We start from the raw sequence: 15,776 nt of genomic DNA, 5'->3' as shown, positions 1-15,776 counted from the left end.
CGGGCGGGCCGGAGCGCCCGGGGCCGGGGCGATGGTGGCCGGCACACCGGGGGGTGAAGTGGTGACCGTGGCAGCCGGATCCGGTGCCGCCGGGGGGCAAGGGGCGGCTGTGGCAGGCGAGTCGGGCGGGCGTGGCTCTCGGGAGGCGGCCGTGACCGCGGAATTGGGCGGGGCCGACGCCGAAGGGACCGCCGTGGCACTGCGCTTCGCTGTGCTCGGGCCGGTGCGTGCCTGGCGGGGCGAGGAGTCGCTGAGCACCGGCTCTCCCCAGCAACGCGCCCTTTTGGCCGCCCTGCTGCTCCGCGAGGGCCGCACGGCCACCGCCGCCGAGCTGATCGACGCCCTGTGGGGTGAGGAGCCGCCCTCGCAGGCCCTGGCCGCGCTGCGGACGTACGCCTCCCGGCTCCGGAAGGTGCTGGACCCCGGCGTCCTGGTGAGCGAGTCCGGCGGGTACGCGATCCGTGGGCTGGGCGACGGCGCGCTGGACCTCTCCGCCGTGCAGGACCTGGCGGCGGAGGCGGAGAAGGCCCGCTCGGCCGGAGACCTGTGCCATGCGCGGGACGTCCTGGGCCGGGCCCTGGCCCTGTGGGACGGCGAGGCGCTGGCCGGCGTGCCGGGCCCGTACGCGGAGGCGCAGCGGGTCCGCCTGGAGGAGTGGCGGCTCCAGTTGCTTGAGTCCCGCCTCGACATGGACCTGGAGCAGGGCTGCCACGCCGAGGCGGTCTCGGAGCTGACCGCGCTGACGGCGGCGCACCCCCTGCGCGAGCGGCTGCGCGAGCTGCTGATGCTGGCGCTGTACCGCAGCGGACGCCAGGCGGAGGCGCTGGCCGTGTACGCGGACACACGCCGCCTGCTCGCCGACGAACTCGGCGTGGACCCGCGCCCGGGACTGCGGGAGTTGCAGCAGCGGATCCTTCAGGCCGACCCCGGCCTGGCGGAACCGTCGGCGCCCCGGGCGGAGCCGGCCGCCGCACCGGTACGCCCGGCCCAGCTCCCGGCCACCGTCCCCGACTTCACGGGCCGCGCCGCCTTCGTGTCGGAACTCGGCGAGGTGCTGGCCTTGGCGGAGGGCCGGGTCATGGCGGTGTCGGCCGTGGCGGGCATCGGCGGCGTCGGCAAGACGACGCTGGCGGTCCACGTGGCGCACCAGGCGCGGGGAGCGTTCCCCGACGGCCAGTTGTACGTGGACCTGCAGGGCGCCGGCGCGCGGGCGGCGGAGCCGGAGACGGTCCTCGGCTCGTTCCTGCGGGCACTGGGCACCGCCGATTCCGCCATCCCCGACTCCCTGGAGGAACGGGCGGCGCTGTACCGCTCGATGCTGGACGGCCGCCGGGTCCTGGTCCTGCTGGACAACGCCCGCGACGCCGCCCAGGTACGCCCGCTGCTCCCCGGCATGGAGGGCTGCGCTGCCCTGGTCACCTCCCGGGTCCGGATGGTGGACCTGGCGGGTGCCCACCTCGTCGACCTCGACGTGATGTCGCCGGACGAGGCCCTGCAGCTCTTCACGAAGATCGTCGGTGAGGAACGCGTGCGCTCGGAGCGCAAGGCCGCCCTGGACGTCGTGGCCGCATGCGGGTTCCTGCCGCTGGCGATCCGCATCGCCGCGTCCCGTCTGGCGGCCCGCCGCACGTGGACCGTCTCGGTCCTCGCGGCGAAGCTGGCGGACGAACGCCGTCGCCTGGACGAGCTGCAGGCCGGCGACCTCGCGGTGAAGGCCACCTTCGAACTCGGGTACGGGGCCTTGGAGCCCGCCCAGGCCCGCGCGTTCCGGCTGCTCGGGCTCGCGGACGGACCTGACCTCTCGCTGGCGGCGGCCGCGGCGGTGCTGGACCTGCCGGTGGAGGAGACCGAGGACCTGCTGGAGTCCCTCGTTGACACCTCGCTGCTGGAGTCGGCGGCCCCCGGCCGCTACCGATACCACGATCTGGTGCGGCTCTACGCGCGTGCCTGCGCGGAGCGGGACGAGTGGCCGCCCAGCGAGCGGGAGGCGGCGATGTCCCGGCTGCTGGACTTCTACCTCGCCACCGTCGCGGGCGTCTACCTGATCGAACGGCCCGAGGACCGGCTCGTGGACCACCTGGAGCGCACCGCGTACCCGGGGCTGACCTTCTCCGACCGTCACGCGGCGCAGGACTGGCTGTACGCCGAGGCGGTTTCCCTGCTCGCGTGCGTACGCCAGTCCGCCCGGCCCACGACGCTGCGGCGCGCCGTCGACATCCTCTGGGCGGCGGTCGACCTGGCCGAGTCGGGGGCCAACTCCAAGGAGTACGAGGCCGTCGCCGGACTTCTGCGGGACGCGGCGCAGGAAGCCGGGGACTCCCGCACGGAGGCACGGGCGCTGACGATGCTGGCCTTCGTCCACCACATCTCCGGCAGCAGGTTCGACGTGGCCGCCCGGGAAGCCGAGCGGGCCACGAAGCTGGCCCGGGAGGCCGACGACCCCCTCACGGGCTGCTGGTCGTCCAACATCAGCGGAGTGGTCGCGCTGTACCAGAACCGGCACCAGGAGGGCGAGGAGCACTTCACCCGCGCCATCGACAGTTTCCGGGCCGTCGGCGACCGGCCCGGTGAGGCCAGCGCCCTGTGCAACCTGTCCCGTATCCATCTGGCCACCGGCCGGACCGAGACCGCGGTGGCGATGGCCCAGCGGGGCGCGGCGATGTACGACGACATGGGGCACGCCCTGCGGGGAGCCAACGGCCGGTACGCGCTGGGCCTCGCCCTCACCCAGAGCGGGAAGCTGTCCGAGGCGACCGAGTGCCTGCACCAGGCCCTCCAGGTGTTCCGGGACAGCCGCCAGCGGCTGTGGGAGGGCATGACCCTCTTCCGCCTCGCGGAACTCGACCTCGCCGCGCGTCGCCCGGCCAAGGCCGCGGTGAACGCCGAGACGGCCCTGACCCTGCTGCGCGGCATCGGCGGCGAGTGGCGTCGCGGAAACGTCCTCACGGTGCTGGGGCGGGCGCTCGACGGGATCGGTCAGCGCGACCGGGCCCAGGTGTGCTGGCGGGAAGCCCTGGAGATCTTCGACGTGCTGGGTTCTCCGGAAGCGGCCGAGGTCAGGAGCCTGCTGACGCCGGCACCGGTGGTCTGAGGCGGCGTCGGGGGCCGCCCGGCGTTCCGCGTTCATCATTCGTTTATCGCCGCCCGGCACTCTCAACAGTGTCGAGCCGTCGCGTCGGGGGGCAGGCGGAGCGACGAGCGGCCGGACCTCGAAGGACCCCTTAGGGTGAACCGGCCCAGCAGATCCGCCCGGCAGCCCTCGGGGGAGTTGCCGGGCGGATCTCTCAGTCCATCGCACAACACAGGGGAGTCAGCGACATGAGCGACGAGAACAGCACCGACAACGTCCACGCCACGGGCGAGCCGACCGGTGACGCCACGACGGACAACGTCCACGCCACCAGCGAGCCCATCACGACCAAGAACGTGCACGCCACCACCAAGCCGCTCAAGGTGACCGACGAGGACACGGGCGAGGCGTCGACGGACAACGTGCACGCCACGGACGAGCCGGCCTGACCAGCCTTTCCGGACGGGGGATCGACCGCGGCGGCGCGGAGGGGAAGCCGCCGCGGTCGAGGCATGTCCGGCATCCGCCTCAGACATTCCGTGACCGCGTCGGCCCTCTCCGTCCGCTACCGGCCCCGCAACTCCCCCTTGACCACCTTCCCGCCGGCGTTCCGCGGCAGTTCCCGAAGGAACTCCACCGTCCTCGGGACCTTGTAGTTCGCCATCTCGCGTCGCGCCCAGGCGATCAGGTCGTCCCCCGTCAGCACGGCCCCCGGCCGCCGGACGACGTACGCCTTGCCGACCTCCCCCAGCCGGGGATCCGGTACGCCGATCACCGCCACGTCGGCCACGCCCGGGTGCAGGCCCAGCAGTTGCTCGATCTCCGCCGGGTAGGCGTTGAAGCCGCCGACGATGAACATGTCCTTCAGGCGGTCGGTGATGCGCAGGTTGCCCGCCTCGTCCAGCACGCCCACGTCTCCCGTGCGCAGCCAGCCGTCGGCCCCCAGCACCTCCGCCGTCGCACCCCCGGCCCCGGCCCCGGCCCCGGCCCCGTCGTCGTCGTAGTAGCCGCGCATGACGGTGAAGCCGCGGACCGTGACCTCGCCGGGGACACCGGGCGCTGCCGTCCGTCCCCCGGCGTCCACCACCCGCACCTCCACCCCCGGTATCGCCCGGCCCGACGTCGACGCGATGACCGCCGGGTCGTCGCCGCGGCGGCACATCGTGACGATGCCGCTCGCCTCGGAGAGGCCGTAGGCCGTGAGGACCGTCCCGACGCCCAGTTCACCCCGCAACCGCTCGACCAGGCGGAGCGGCACCACCGCCGCGCCGGTCACCACCAGGCGCAGGGCGGAGAGGTCGTGGGCGTCCCTGGCCGGGTGGTCCAGCAACGACTGGTGCAGGGTCGGCGGGCCGGGCAGGACCGACACCCGTTCCGCCGCGATGTTGGCCAGCACGGTGTCGACGTCGAAGACCGGCTGGGGGATCATCGTCGCGCCCCGCATCAGGCAGGCGATCACGCCCGCCTTGTAGCCGAAGGTGTGGAAGAACGGGTTGACGATCAGGTAGCGGTCGCCCTGCCGCAGTCCTGCCAGGTCGCTCCACACCTCGTAGGCCCGCAGGGTCTGCGCGTGGGTGATCACCGCGCCCTTGGGGCGGCCGGTCGTACCGGAGGTGTAGATGATGTCCGAGGGCGCCGAGCCGGGGACCGCTGAGGCCCGGGCCCGGACCTCCGTCTGCGCCACCGTGTCGCCGCTCGCCAGGAAGTCCTTCCAGGTGCGGAAGTCGGCGGGGGCGTCGTCGGACAGGACGACGACCTGCTCCAGTGCCGGCAGCCCCGGCAGCACTCCGTCACCCGCCCCCTGCCCCGCCGCCCTCCGCAGTGACGCCACGTACGACGTCCCGAGGAACGTGCCCGTCACGAACAGCAGCCGGGCGCCGCTGCGTCGCAGGACGTCCGCCGCTTCCGTCCCCTTGAAGCGGGTGTTCAACGGCACCAGTACCGCGCCCGCGGAGACCGCGCCCAGGGCGGAGACGATCCAGTCGAGGGTGTTCGGGGCCCAGATCCCGACCCGGTCGCCGGCCGCGACCCCGTTCGCGAGGCACGCGGCCGCCGCGCGGTCCACGCGGGCGCCCAGCTCGCCGTAGGAGATGCGGGTACGGCCGTCCACCACCGCCTCGACGTCCGGGTAGCGCTCGGCCGCCCACCTGACCAGTCCCGGAATGCTGCCCCACTCCAAGTCACCGCGCACGAGAGGCCTCCAGTCCCACTAGCTGACTACCCGTCAGATTAGCTGTAGTCTGACGACCTGTCAGCCGCCCAGCGAGCGTGCGGAGGTAACGCCCAGCATGGCCGGAGCAGCAGGAATCAAGGACGCCACCGCCATCGTCGGCATCGGTCAGACCCCCTTCGCCAAGCACCTCCCCGAGGACGAGAAGACCCTCGCCTGCCGTGCCGTTCTCGCCGCTCTCGACGACGCCGGGATCGCGCCCGGCGAGGTCGACGCCCTCGCCTCGTACACGATGGAGGAGACCGACGAGGTCGAGCTCGCGAAGGCCGTCGGCTTCGGCGACCTCACCTTCTTCAGCAGGATCGGGTTCGGTGGCGGCGGCTCCTGTGCCACCGTCGCCCATCTCGCCGCCGCCGTCGCCACGGGACAGGCCACCGTCGGCGTCGCCTGGAGGTCACGGAAGCGGGGGTCCGGACCCCGGCCCTGGAAGAACACCACCGTCCAGCTCCCCACCCCCGCCCAGTGGACGCGGCCCTTCGGTCTCCTGCGCCCCGTGGACGAGATAGCCATGCTCGCCCGCCGCTACCTGCACGAATACGGCGCCACCCGCGACCACCTCTTCAACGTCGCCCTCGCCTGCCGCAACCGCGCGAACCAGAACCCCGCCGCGGTCATGTACGACCGCCCCCTCACCCGGGAGATGTACATGACCTCCCGCTGGATCAGCGAGCCCCTCTGCCTCTTCGACAACTGCCTGGAGACCGACGGGGCGCTGGCCTGCGTGGTCGTCAGCAGGGAGCGGGCCCGGGACTGCCGGCGCAGACCCGTCTACGTCCACGCCGCCGCCCAGGGGCTCCCGGCCCAGCACCACGGCATGGTCAACTACTGGAACGACGACCCCCTCACCGGCCCCGCCTGGACCGCCGCCCGGCACCTGTGGAAACACGCCGACTTCACGCCCCAGGACGTCGACGTCGCCCAGATCTACGACGCGTTCACGCCCCTGGTCCCCCTCTCCCTGGAGGGCTACGGCTTCTGCGACCGCGGCGAGGGCGGCGCCTTCACGGAGGGGGGCGCCCTGGAGATCGGCGGGCGGCTGCCCCTGAACACCGGGGGCGGCGGGCTCAGCGAGGCGTACGTCCATGGCTTCAACCTGATCAACGAAGGCGTGAAGCAGCTCCGGGGAACCGGTACGGCACAGGTCCCGGGCGCCGCCACCTGCCTCGTCACCGCGGGCGAGGGTGTCCCCACCTCCGCCCTGCTGCTGAGGAGCTGACCCGTGCTGACCCCCGTCACCGACCCCGACGGCGCCCCGTTCTGGCGGTACGCCGCCCAGGGCGAGCTCCGCGTCCAGGCCTGCGCCGACTGCGGCGAGCTCCGCTTCCCGCCCCGCCCGTGCTGTCCGCACTGCCGGTCCTTCGCGAGCGGATGGCGGGCGATGTCCGGGCAGGGGCGCGTCTGGTCGTACGTCGTTCCGCATCCGCCGCTCCTGCCGGACTACGCGGCGCTGGCGCCGTACAACGTCGTCCTCGTGGAGCTCGCCGACGCGCCGCACATACGGCTCGTCGGCAACCTGGTCAGCGAGCCCGGCGCCCCTCTCGACTCCGTCGATCCGCACGGCATCCGGATCGGCGCCAGGGTGAGCTTCGCGTACGACCAGGCGACCGGGCTCCCGCAGTGGATCCCGGAGCGGCCGTGAGCGTGCGCGTCGACACCGGCCAGGACACCGGCGTCGCCGTCGTCACCCTCGACCGGCCGGCCAGGCTCAACGCCATCGACCTCACCATGGCCCACGAACTCAGGTCCGTGTGGCGGGCGTTGCGGTTCGACGACTCGGTGCGGGCCGTCGTCCTCACCGGCGCCGGGGAGCGGGCGTTCTGCACCGGGATCGACCGGGACGCCGTGGTTCCGCAGCCGACGTCGCCGTACATGCAGGACGATCCGCTGCTCACGGTCGGGCCGAAGACGAACGACCTGTGGAAGCCGGTCGTCGCCGCCGTGCGCGGGATGGCCTGTGGCGGCGCCTTCTATCTGCTCGGGGAGTCGGAGTTCGTCGTCGCCGACACGACCGCCACGTTCTTCGACCCGCACACCACCTACGGCATGGTCAGCGCGTACGAGTCGGTGCTCATGGCGCAGCGGATGCCGTTCGGGGAGGTCGCGCGGATGACGCTGATGGGCACGGCGGAGCGGATCTCCGCGCGGCGGGCCCACGACATCGGGCTCGTCTCCGAACTCACCGAGCCGGGCGGGGCGTTGGAGGCCGCGACCGCCTGTGCCGCCGTCATCGCCGGGCATCCGGTGGAGGCCACCCAGGGAACGGTCCGCGCGCTGTGGGCGGCGAAGGAGGCGGCGCGGGCGCAGGGGTTCGCGCAGGCGCCGCATCTCATCTCGCTGGGGAACCTGCCCGCCGAGCGGCAGGCGGAGCTGTTCGCCGGCCGGCGCGGCGGCAGGTTCCGTCTGCGTTGAGCGTCCGTCAGCCGGCCGGGGCGTACAGGTCCGGGTCGCAGCGGTCGACCTGGGCCGCCATGCCCGGGGCGGCCAGGGGCACCCGCACCTTCACCACGCCTTTCGCGGTGACGAACTCCTCCACGCTCCGCACGTCCACCTGCTCGGAACCGGCGTCGAGGAACCTGACGGTGACGGTGAAGTCGGAGCCCCTGGAGTTCGGGTTGGTGACCTCGACCGTGGCGTACGCCTCGTCCTTTGTCGCACAGGTCACCAGCTCGACCTTGGCGTCCTTCAAGGGCTTGGACGTGCCCCCGGAGGAACTGCCGGAGGAGCTACCGGTGTCGTTGTAGTCGTCGTCGTCGCGGTACGTACTGCCGCCTGACGTCGAGGACGAACTGTCGTGGTTCTGGCTGGAGCTGCTGCAACCCCCGCCCCCGCCGTCGCCACTGCTGCTGCCGCTGCTGCCGTGACCGCGTCCGGTGGAGAACCCGGTGAGCGAGAGCACCACCAGTGCCGCCACCGCTGTGAACTTGAGCCTGCGTCCCCGTAGTTGCATGCCGTCACTCTAGGGAATGCCTGTCACGATCATGTCACCGACTGGTGGAGGTCGCGTACCCGGCGTAGCCGCCGGGCCGGCGCCCGCCGCGTCAGGTGGTTCTGGCCGTCCCTGTCCCCTTCTCCGCGTCCAGCGCGTACACGCACCGGTCCTTGCTGCACGCGTACACGACCCCGTCCTTCACGACCGGGGAGCCGGTGATCTCGCCGCCCGTCGCGAGCTTCCACCGAAGGCGCCCGTCGTCGGCCTTGAGGGTGTAGAGCAGGTGGTCGGTCGAGCCGAAGTGGATACGGCCCTCGGCGACCGCGGGGGCGCCCACGATGTCGCCGCCCGCCTGGAAGCGCCACTTGGGCGTGCCGGTGACCGCGTCCAGCGTGTAGAGCCCCTTGCCGCTGCCCACGTGCACGTGCCCGCCTGCCACCAGCACCGAGTCCACGGAGGACCGGGCCTCGGTGGCGATGCGCCAGCGGTCGCGGCCGTCGGTGGCGTCCAGGGCGTAGACCGTGCCGAGGTAGTCCGCGAGGTAGACGCCTCCGCCGGCGACCGCGGGGCCCGGTACGAAGGTGGGCGGGCACAGGAAGACGGCCGGGGCCTCGAAGTGCCAGCGGACGTGGCCGCTCATCACGTCGAGCGCGAGAACCCGGGTGCCCGCGGACACGTAGACGTTGCCGTCGTGCGCCTGGGCCACCCGGACCGGTACGCCGCCGCAGGAGGCCGCGTCGCCGATGGGGTACGACCAGCGCTCGTCGCCCGTGCGGGCGTCCAGGGCGCGCAGCCGGGCGTCGTGCCAGAGGTAGACCGTGCCCTCGTGCAGGGTGGGTCCGGCCTCCGGGGACTCGAAGTCGGTCTGGCAGCCGGTGAGCTCCCACAGCTTCTGGCCGCCGGAGGCCTCCCAGGCCTGGACGCCACCGCCGCGGGTCCCGGTGATCACGGTGCCGCGGTCGGCCTTGATGGAGTACACCCAGGCGTCCGTGGACAGCCGCCACAGGTCCCCGCCCTCGCGGGCGTCGAGGGCGAACAGGGTGGGTCCGTCGGAGGCGTGGATCCGGCCGTCCGCGACCGCCATCGACCAGGCCACGTCCCGCGTCTTGAAGCGGCGGCGGCCGGTGGCCACGTCCAGCGCGTGGACCTCGAAGGAGGTGACGTAGACGAGGTCACCGGCGACGGAGGGGGTGCCCCAGACGTCGTTGGACATCCGGAAGCGCCAGGGGCGCCAGCCGGCCGCGGTCTCCGCGAGCACGGGAGGCGCCGACGGTACGGCAGGGCCTACGGCAGGGTCTGTGCCGTTGACGCCGGGGCGGGGCCTGGACCAGGAGGCGACCAGGCCGGCCTCCGGCGGGGGCGCCTTCACGGCGGCGGCACGGGCGTCGGCCACGCGCGGGCCGGGCCCGATGGGCACCTGGGCGCCGGCGAGGCGGACCGGGCCGATGTCGGGGGCGGTGGACACGGACACGGGTCCCGGGACCGGCCCCGGAACCACGGGGTCGCGGGACGGCGGGGGCGGGACGGGAGCGACCCGGCCGCCTCCGCTGCGTCCGCCGCTCTGCGCCACCGGCGGCCGGCCGCCGCGCCGCGCCTCGATGAGGCCCACCGCACGCTCGGGCAGCCATGCCGACGCCGTACCGCTGTCGTCGGAGCCGGAGCCGAAGAGGTGGGGGGCCAGCTGGGACTGGAGGTCGGCCGGGTTGGGACGGGCCGTGGCCTCCATCTGCATACAGGACTCGATGAGGGGGCGCAGTTCGTCCGGGAGGCCTTCGAGGTCCGGTCCCTCGCGGAGCAGCATGAAGACGGTCTCGACGGGGTTGGCACCGTGGAAGGGCGGGTGGCCGGTGGCGGCGAAGACCAGCATGGAGCCGAGCGAGAAGACGTCGCTCGCGCCGGTGACGCTGCGGGAGTCCTTGGCCTGTTCGGGTGACATGTAGGCGGGGGTGCCCACGGCGACGTTCGTCATCGTCAAACGTGTGTTCGATACGCCGGACGCGATACCGAAGTCGATGACCCGGGGACCGTCCTCGACCACCAGCACGTTCGACGGCTTCAGGTCACGGTGGACCAGCCCGGCGCCGTGGATCGACTGCAGGGCCTCCGCGACGCCCGCCGCCAGCCAGCGGACCGCCTGGGCCGGCATCGGCCCGCACTCGTTCACTATCTCCTCGAGCGAGGGCGCGGGGACGTAGGCGGTGGCCAGCCACGGCACGGCCGCACGCGGATCGGCGTCCACCACGGCCGCCGTGTAGAAGCCGGAGACCGCCCGGGCCGCTTCCACCTCCCGGGTGAAGCGGACGCGGAAGAGCTGGTCCTCGGCGAGCTCCGTCCGGACCGTCTTGATCGCCACGCGTCGCCCGGACGCCGAGCGCGCCAGATAGACCAGCCCCATGCCGCCGGCACCCAGCCGTCCCAGCACCTCGAACGGCCCGATGCGCCGCGGATCGTGCTGCGTCAGCTGATCCACCACTTGCCTGCCACCTCCCCGTACGGGCCACGACCATGCCACTTATGGACGTGACCCCGTGCAGCGTCTCACCACCGCACCGCCATGGCGGCACGCACCCCGATTCTTCCTGGCCCGGGCGCTGGTTGCGAACCCGGAAACAAATGGGGTGTCTCACATCAAAGCAGGATTCTTGCTCGCGCCGGCAGTGCGCCTACCGTTCCAGCAGCGCGAACGACGCTCCCTGATTGTCGGTGACGACGGCCACCCGCCCGTACGAAGTCTCGAAGGGCGGCGTCTGGACCCGCCCGCCGAGCCGGTTCACCGTCCCGAGCGCGTCCGCGCAGTCCTCGACGCCGAAGTGGACGAGGAAGTGGGGCGGCATCTCGGCGGGGAAGACGTCGAGGACGGGGGCGCGGCCGAAGTCGGGCCGGGCTTCGGGGCCGAACAGGGCCTCGTGGAAGAGCCCGCCGTAGAAGGTGTTGGCGGCCTCGGTGTCCCGGGTGTACAGCTCGGCCCAGGCGAAGGTGCCCGGCTCGTGCCGTGCGCCGAAGCCGCGGTGCGTGTCCGGCTCCCAGAGGCCGAAGACGGCCCCCTCCGCGTCGGTGACCAGCGCGGCCGTGCCCAGGTCGCCGACCGGCACGGGCGCGGTGACGACCTGGCCGCCTGCCGCCCAGACCCGGTCGGCGAGCCCTTCGACGTCCGGGGTGGCGAAGTACACCGTCCAGACGGTGGGCAGCCGCCCGTCCGCCTTGCGGGCGAGCGCGGCGACGGGTTCGCCGTCCCGCAGGGCCCACGTGGACCCCTGGTACGCGTCCTCGAAGGCCCACCCGAAGAGCTCACCGTAGAACCGCTTGCCCGCCTCGACGTCGGGAAGCTGTGCGTCCACCCAGCAGGGGACGCCCTCTCCGTAGACGTCCTCTCCGTACCCGGATGCCCTGTTTTCGGCCATGCCGCCAACGTAACGGCGTCTCCCGCACCTCGCAGACCAGGCACACCCGCCTCCGACCGCCCGCGCACCCCATTTGCAGTCGGCCGAATCGCGCTCCCATCACCCCTCGGTAAGCTGACGACATGACAGGACAAGTGCGTACCGTCGACGGCCGCGTGGCCGGTCGGCGTGGGCAGGCGACCCGGCAGAAGCTGCTCGACTGCCTCAGCGAGATGCTCAGCTCCTCCCCTTACCGGGACGTCAAAGTCATCGATGTCGCCCGGAAGGCGGGAACTTCGCCCGCGACCTTCTACCAGTACTTCCCGGACGTCGAAGGCGCCGTCCTGGAGATCGCCGAGCAAATGGCCGCCGAGGGGGCCGGGTTGGCCGAGCTGCTCTCGGGCCGCTCCTGGGTCGGCAAGGCCGGCTGGCAGACCGCCCAGGAACTCGTCGACGGCTTCCTGGAGTTCTGGCGCCGCAACGACGCCATCCTCAGAGTCGTCGACCTCGGGGCAGCCGAGGGCGACAAACGGTTCTACAAACTCCGTATGAAGATCCTCAACTCCGTGAACAACTCCCTCTCCGACACGGTGGCCGAACTGCAGGCCAAGGGCAGGGTCGACAAGGACGTGAACCCCGCGGCCGTGGCGGGTTCGATCGTCGCGATGCTCGCGGCCGTCGCCTCGCACCAGAAGGGGTTCCAGACGTGGGGCGTGAAGCAGGCTGAACTCAAGCCGAACCTCGCGCTGTTGGTGCACCTGGGCGTGACCGGCAAGAAGCCGACGAAGTAACTCACACCTTTTTGCACAGTCCCCAAGTCCTGTCTGGCAGGCGGTAGTTCACTCGGGTGGACTACCGCCTGCGTGCGTTGGGAGCCGGGGACTCACCTCCGCACGATCCTGAAGAGCCGGATCTCCCGCTCCACCCGCTTCTGATAGGTGGCGTACGGCGGCCAGAAGGCCAGTACCGCCGCCCAGGCGGCCGCCCGCTCCTCCCCCTCCAGCAGCCGGGCCGTCACCGGGATGTCCCGCCCCTTCCAGCTGACCGTGGCGTCCGGGTGGGCGAGGAGGTTGGCGGTCCAGGCGGGGTGGCCGGCCCGTCCGAAGTTGGAGCCGATCAGGATCCAGCTCTCGCCGCCCGCCTCCGGCATGCAGGCCAGCGGCGTACGCCGGGCCAGACCGCTTCTCGCCCCGGTCGACGTGAGGATCACCCCGGGCAGCAGCTGGGCGCTGAGCAGGAACTTCCCGCGGGTCAGCCGGTGTACGGCACGGTCGAGCGCGGGGATGACATGGGGCGCGACCTTGGCGAAGCCCCTCGTCGACGACACCTTCTGGACCACACGCTCGCCGATCACACCGTCACCTCCGCGCTCTCGAAAAGCCGTGCCGTGTCTGCGGCGTGCGCCCGGAGCCGGTGCGCCGGCCCGAACAGCAGCTCGTCGCCACAGGCACGCTTGAAGTACAAGTGAGCCTCGTGTTCCCAGGTGAAACCGATACCGCCGTGCAACTGGATGCCCTCGGCGGACGCGGACCGCAGGGCCTCCAGGGCCTGCGCGAGGGCGAGCCCTCCCACGTGCTCTCCGTGCGCCACCGCCCACGCCGCGTAGCAGGCCGCCGAGCGGGCCGCCTGCACCTGTACGTACACGTCGGCGAGCCGGTGCTGCACCGCCTGGAAGGACCCGACCGGCCGCCCGAACTGCTCCCGCTGCCGCACGTACGCGACGGTCAGGCCCAGCGCCCGGTCGGCGGCCCCGACGGCCTCGCCCGCCAGGACGGCGGCGGCGCTGTCGCCGAGGGCCGCGAGAGCGGTGAGTACGTCCGCCTCCTCGCCGCCCAGCAACTCGGCCTCCGTGTCCCTGAGCTGGAGGCGGGCCTGCGGCCGGGTCGCGTCGAGGGCGGTCTGCCGGGTCCGCACGAGCCCCGCCGCGTCCCCGCGCACAAGGAAGAGCAGCGTCCGCGAGCGCGCGAACCCGCCCGCGTGCGCGGCGACCAGCAGCAGCGTCGCGCTGTGCCCGTCGAGCACCTGGTCGGCCTGCCCGTAGAGGCGCCAGCCGTCCCCCGTCCGCCTGGCCTGCACGCCCCCGGCCCGGCCACCGCCCGCCCAGTCGTCGGCGTTGTCACCGGTGAGGGCGAGGGCGGTGGCGAGGTGGGTGCCGGGTACGGCGAGGGTGGCGGTGAGAGCGCCGGAGGCGATCCGCGGGAGCAGCCCCGCCCGTTGGGCGTCCGTGCCGAGGGCGAGCAGCAGCGGGGCCGCGAGGATGGCGGTGGCCAGCAGGGGCGAGGGGGCGAGGCAGCGGCCCGTCTCCTCGCAGGCGAGGGCGAGTTCGGTCACGGAGCAGCCGACACCGCCGTACGTCTCGGGGAGCGCGAGGCCGGGCAGCCCGAGGTGTTCGGCGAGGGCGGTCCACAGGGCGGGGTCGTGTCCGGCCGGGGTGTCGAGAGCGGCCCGCAGCTCGGCGGGCCCGCAGCGCGCCCGCAAGAGCTCGCGGAGGGTACGGCGGATCTCGTCCTGCTCGGCGGTGAAGCCGGCGTCCATGGGCCCTCCTCGAAGCCGTCCGTCACCGATCCGGATCCAGTTCCAGCTCCAGATCTGACGGGTCGTCATATTAGGGCGGGGAGGACCGGATGCCCAGCCCCGTGACACCTGCCGCACACCACCAGAACTGATGTACCGTCAGATTCATGAGGACGGGATCCCGGAACGTGGCGATCGTCGGCGTCTCCCTCTCCGACTGCGGACGCGTGGACGACGCGACGCCGTACGCCCTGCACGCCCAGGCGGCCCGCCGGGCCCTCGCCGACGCGGGACTCGGCAGGGAGGTGGTCGACGGCTTCGCCTCGGCCGGCACCGGCACCCTCGCACCCGTGGAGGTCGCCGAGTATCTGGGCCTGCGCCCCACCTGGGTCGACTCGACATCGGTGGGCGGCTCGACGTGGGAGGTCATGGCGGCGCACGCGGCGGACGCGATCGCCGCCGGCCACGCCAACGCCGTACTGCTGGCATACGGCTCGACGGCCCGCGCGGACATCAGGGCCGGCCGCCGGACCGGCACCCTCTCCTTCGGCGCCCGCGGCCCCCTCCAGTTCGAGGTGCCGTACGGCCACACACTGATCGCCAAGTACGCCATGGCGGCCCGCCGCCACATGCTCGAACACGGCACGACGATCGAGCAGTTGGCGCAGGTCGCCGTCCAGGCCCGCGCGAACGCCGCCCTGAATCCCGAGGCGATGTTCCGCGACCCGGTGACGGTCGACGACGTCCTGTCCGGCCCGCTGATCGCGGACCCCTTCACCAAACTCCACTGCTGCCTGCGCTCCGACGGCGGGGCGGCGGTGCTGCTCGCCGCCGAGGAGTACGTACGGGACTGCCGTACGGCACCGGTGTGGATCCTCGGCACCGGCGAGCACGTCTCGCACGCGGCCATGTCGGAGTGGCCCGACTTCACCACCTCCCCGGCGGCGGTGAGCGGCCGGCTGGCCTTCCAGCGGGCCGGGGTGCGGCCGGAGGAGATCGACTTCGCGGAGATCTACGACGCGTTCACGTACATGACCCTGGTGACCCTCGAAGACCTCGGCTTCTGCGCTAAGGGCGAGGGCGGGCCGTTCGTGGAGAAGGGACGGCTCAGGGTCGAGGGCGGGGACCTGCCGGTGAACACGGACGGCGGCGGACTGTCGGCCCAGCATCCCGGGATGCGAGGGCTGTTCCTGCTGGTGGAGGCGGTACGCCAGCTGCGGGGCGAGGCGGAGGGCCGCCAGGTGCGCAAGAACGGCGGGCGGCTGCCGGAGCTGGCGGTGGCCTCGGGGACGGGCGGGTGGTTCTGCTCTTCGGGGACGGTGGTGCTGGGACGGACGCGCCCGTAGGGAGGGCCGGAAGGCCTGTTGTCCGGCTCCTTCGGGCGGTTGGTGGGGGTCCCGCCAGGCGGATGGCGGGGTCCCGCCGGGCGGATGGTGGGGTCCCGCCGGGCGGTCGGCGAAGGCCCCGCCAGGCGGTTGGCGGGGTCCCGCCAGGCGGTTGTCCGGCTCCTTCGGGCGGTTGGCGGGGTCCCGCCAGGCGGTTGTCCGGCTCCTTCGGGCGGTTGGCGGGGTCCCGCCAGGCGGTTGTCCGGCTCCTTCGGGCGGTTGGCGGGGTCCCGCCAGGCGGTTGTCCGGCTCCTTCGGGCGGTTGGTG

General features: G+C 72.9%; 13 protein-coding genes. 7 read left to right on the top strand and 6 right to left on the bottom strand.

All coding sequences use genetic code 11. The annotated features are described in order from the left end of the window. Positions 1–31 precede the first annotated feature (31 nt). Together afsR and ACZ5XS_RS31970 are read left to right on the top strand one after the other, a co-directional pair. A complete protein-coding gene (gene afsR / locus ACZ5XS_RS31975; protein WP_468657276.1) occupies positions 32–3,091 on the top strand; it encodes an SARP-family global regulator AfsR in 3,060 nt (1,019 codons plus the stop codon). Between the two features lie 227 nt (positions 3,092–3,318). Continuing rightward, positions 3,319–3,519: a hypothetical protein gene (locus ACZ5XS_RS31970; RefSeq protein ID WP_217243103.1), complete on the top strand. Its 201-nt coding sequence runs from the start codon at positions 3,319–3,321 to the stop codon at positions 3,517–3,519. A 116-nt stretch (positions 3,520–3,635) separates the two neighbouring features. Here ACZ5XS_RS31970 and ACZ5XS_RS31965 read toward each other — a convergent pair whose 3' ends face one another. Next, on the bottom strand, positions 3,636–5,261 hold the full coding sequence (locus tag ACZ5XS_RS31965; protein ID WP_468657190.1) for a FadD3 family acyl-CoA ligase: 1,626 nt from the start codon (positions 5,259–5,261) through the stop codon (positions 3,636–3,638). Between the two features lie 97 nt (positions 5,262–5,358). On the opposite strand from ACZ5XS_RS31965, the gene ACZ5XS_RS31960 reads away from it, so the two are divergent. The 3 genes from ACZ5XS_RS31960 to ACZ5XS_RS31950 are packed head-to-tail and all read left to right on the top strand — an operon-like array spanning position 5,359 to position 7,709. Next, positions 5,359–6,516 (top strand): lipid-transfer protein, encoded by a 1,158-nt coding sequence (locus ACZ5XS_RS31960; protein WP_468657188.1) that lies wholly within the window; start codon positions 5,359–5,361, stop codon positions 6,514–6,516. 3 nt (positions 6,517–6,519) lie between these two features. After that, complete coding sequence (locus tag ACZ5XS_RS31955; RefSeq protein WP_468657186.1) at positions 6,520–6,939, top strand: Zn-ribbon domain-containing OB-fold protein; 420 nt, start codon at positions 6,520–6,522, stop codon at positions 6,937–6,939. Then, a complete protein-coding gene (locus ACZ5XS_RS31950) occupies positions 6,936–7,709 on the top strand; it encodes an enoyl-CoA hydratase/isomerase family protein (protein ID WP_468657184.1) in 774 nt (257 codons plus the stop codon). Before ACZ5XS_RS31955 ends, ACZ5XS_RS31950 begins: the two co-directional genes overlap by 4 nt. Positions 7,710–7,716: 7 nt before the next feature. Here the strand turns inward: ACZ5XS_RS31950 and ACZ5XS_RS31945 are convergent, their stop codons facing one another. From ACZ5XS_RS31945 to kbpA, 3 genes are all read right to left on the bottom strand, one after another. Beyond that, the gene (locus ACZ5XS_RS31945; RefSeq protein WP_468657182.1) at positions 7,717–8,247 is read right to left on the bottom strand and encodes a hypothetical protein; all 531 of its coding nucleotides are present in this window, start codon (positions 8,245–8,247) and stop codon (positions 7,717–7,719) included. Positions 8,248–8,338: 91 nt separating this feature from the next. After that, positions 8,339–10,702 carry a protein serine/threonine kinase AfsK gene (gene afsK, locus ACZ5XS_RS31940; RefSeq protein ID WP_468657180.1) on the bottom strand — a complete coding sequence of 788 codons (2,364 nt, stop codon included), beginning with the start codon at positions 10,700–10,702 and terminating at the stop codon, positions 8,339–8,341. A 190-nt stretch (positions 10,703–10,892) separates the two neighbouring features. Then, entirely contained in the window at positions 10,893–11,630 is a 738-nt protein-coding gene (kbpA, locus tag ACZ5XS_RS31935; RefSeq protein ID WP_468657178.1) for an AfsK-binding protein KbpA, read from the bottom strand. Positions 11,631–11,764: 134 nt separating this feature from the next. On the opposite strand from kbpA, the gene ACZ5XS_RS31930 reads away from it, so the two are divergent. Continuing rightward, complete coding sequence (locus tag ACZ5XS_RS31930) at positions 11,765–12,400, top strand: TetR family transcriptional regulator (protein ID WP_217243151.1); 636 nt, start codon at positions 11,765–11,767, stop codon at positions 12,398–12,400. Between the two features lie 92 nt (positions 12,401–12,492). Here ACZ5XS_RS31930 and ACZ5XS_RS31925 read toward each other — a convergent pair whose 3' ends face one another. Together ACZ5XS_RS31925 and ACZ5XS_RS31920 are read right to left on the bottom strand one after the other, a co-directional pair. Continuing rightward, the gene (locus tag ACZ5XS_RS31925; RefSeq protein WP_217243095.1) at positions 12,493–12,963 is read right to left on the bottom strand and encodes a nitroreductase family deazaflavin-dependent oxidoreductase; all 471 of its coding nucleotides are present in this window, start codon (positions 12,961–12,963) and stop codon (positions 12,493–12,495) included. Next, positions 12,960–14,144, bottom strand: a complete 1,185-nt coding sequence (locus tag ACZ5XS_RS31920) for an acyl-CoA dehydrogenase family protein (RefSeq protein WP_468657176.1) — start codon at positions 14,142–14,144, stop codon at positions 12,960–12,962. Before ACZ5XS_RS31920 ends, ACZ5XS_RS31925 begins: the two co-directional genes overlap by 4 nt. A 146-nt stretch (positions 14,145–14,290) precedes the next feature. Here ACZ5XS_RS31920 and ACZ5XS_RS31915 point away from each other — a divergent pair, with 146 nt between their 5' ends. Next, positions 14,291–15,469 carry a thiolase C-terminal domain-containing protein gene (locus tag ACZ5XS_RS31915; protein WP_468657174.1) on the top strand — a complete coding sequence of 393 codons (1,179 nt, stop codon included), beginning with the start codon at positions 14,291–14,293 and terminating at the stop codon, positions 15,467–15,469. Positions 15,470–15,776 lie beyond the last annotated feature (307 nt).

It is taken from the genome of Streptomyces sp. NPDC033131 (assembly GCF_055578365.1).
Note: the sequence above shows the minus strand (reverse complement) of the source record. Positions and strands in the feature narration are given on the sequence as shown.

Excerpts from the sequence above, each read along its gene's own strand:
- afsR (WP_468657276.1), top strand. The coding sequence starts at position 32 with ATGGTGGCCGGCACACCGGGGGGTGAAGTGGTGACCGTGGCAGCCGGA.
- ACZ5XS_RS31970 (WP_217243103.1), top strand. The coding sequence starts at position 3,319 with ATGAGCGACGAGAACAGCACCGACAACGTCCACGCCACGGGCGAGCCG.
- ACZ5XS_RS31960 (WP_468657188.1), top strand. The coding sequence starts at position 5,359 with ATGGCCGGAGCAGCAGGAATCAAGGACGCCACCGCCATCGTCGGCATC.
- ACZ5XS_RS31945 (WP_468657182.1), bottom strand. The coding sequence starts at position 8,247 with ATGCAACTACGGGGACGCAGGCTCAAGTTCACAGCGGTGGCGGCACTG.
- kbpA (WP_468657178.1), bottom strand. The coding sequence starts at position 11,630 with ATGGCCGAAAACAGGGCATCCGGGTACGGAGAGGACGTCTACGGAGAG.
- ACZ5XS_RS31920 (WP_468657176.1), bottom strand. The coding sequence starts at position 14,144 with ATGGACGCCGGCTTCACCGCCGAGCAGGACGAGATCCGCCGTACCCTC.
- ACZ5XS_RS31915 (WP_468657174.1), top strand. The coding sequence starts at position 14,291 with ATGAGGACGGGATCCCGGAACGTGGCGATCGTCGGCGTCTCCCTCTCC.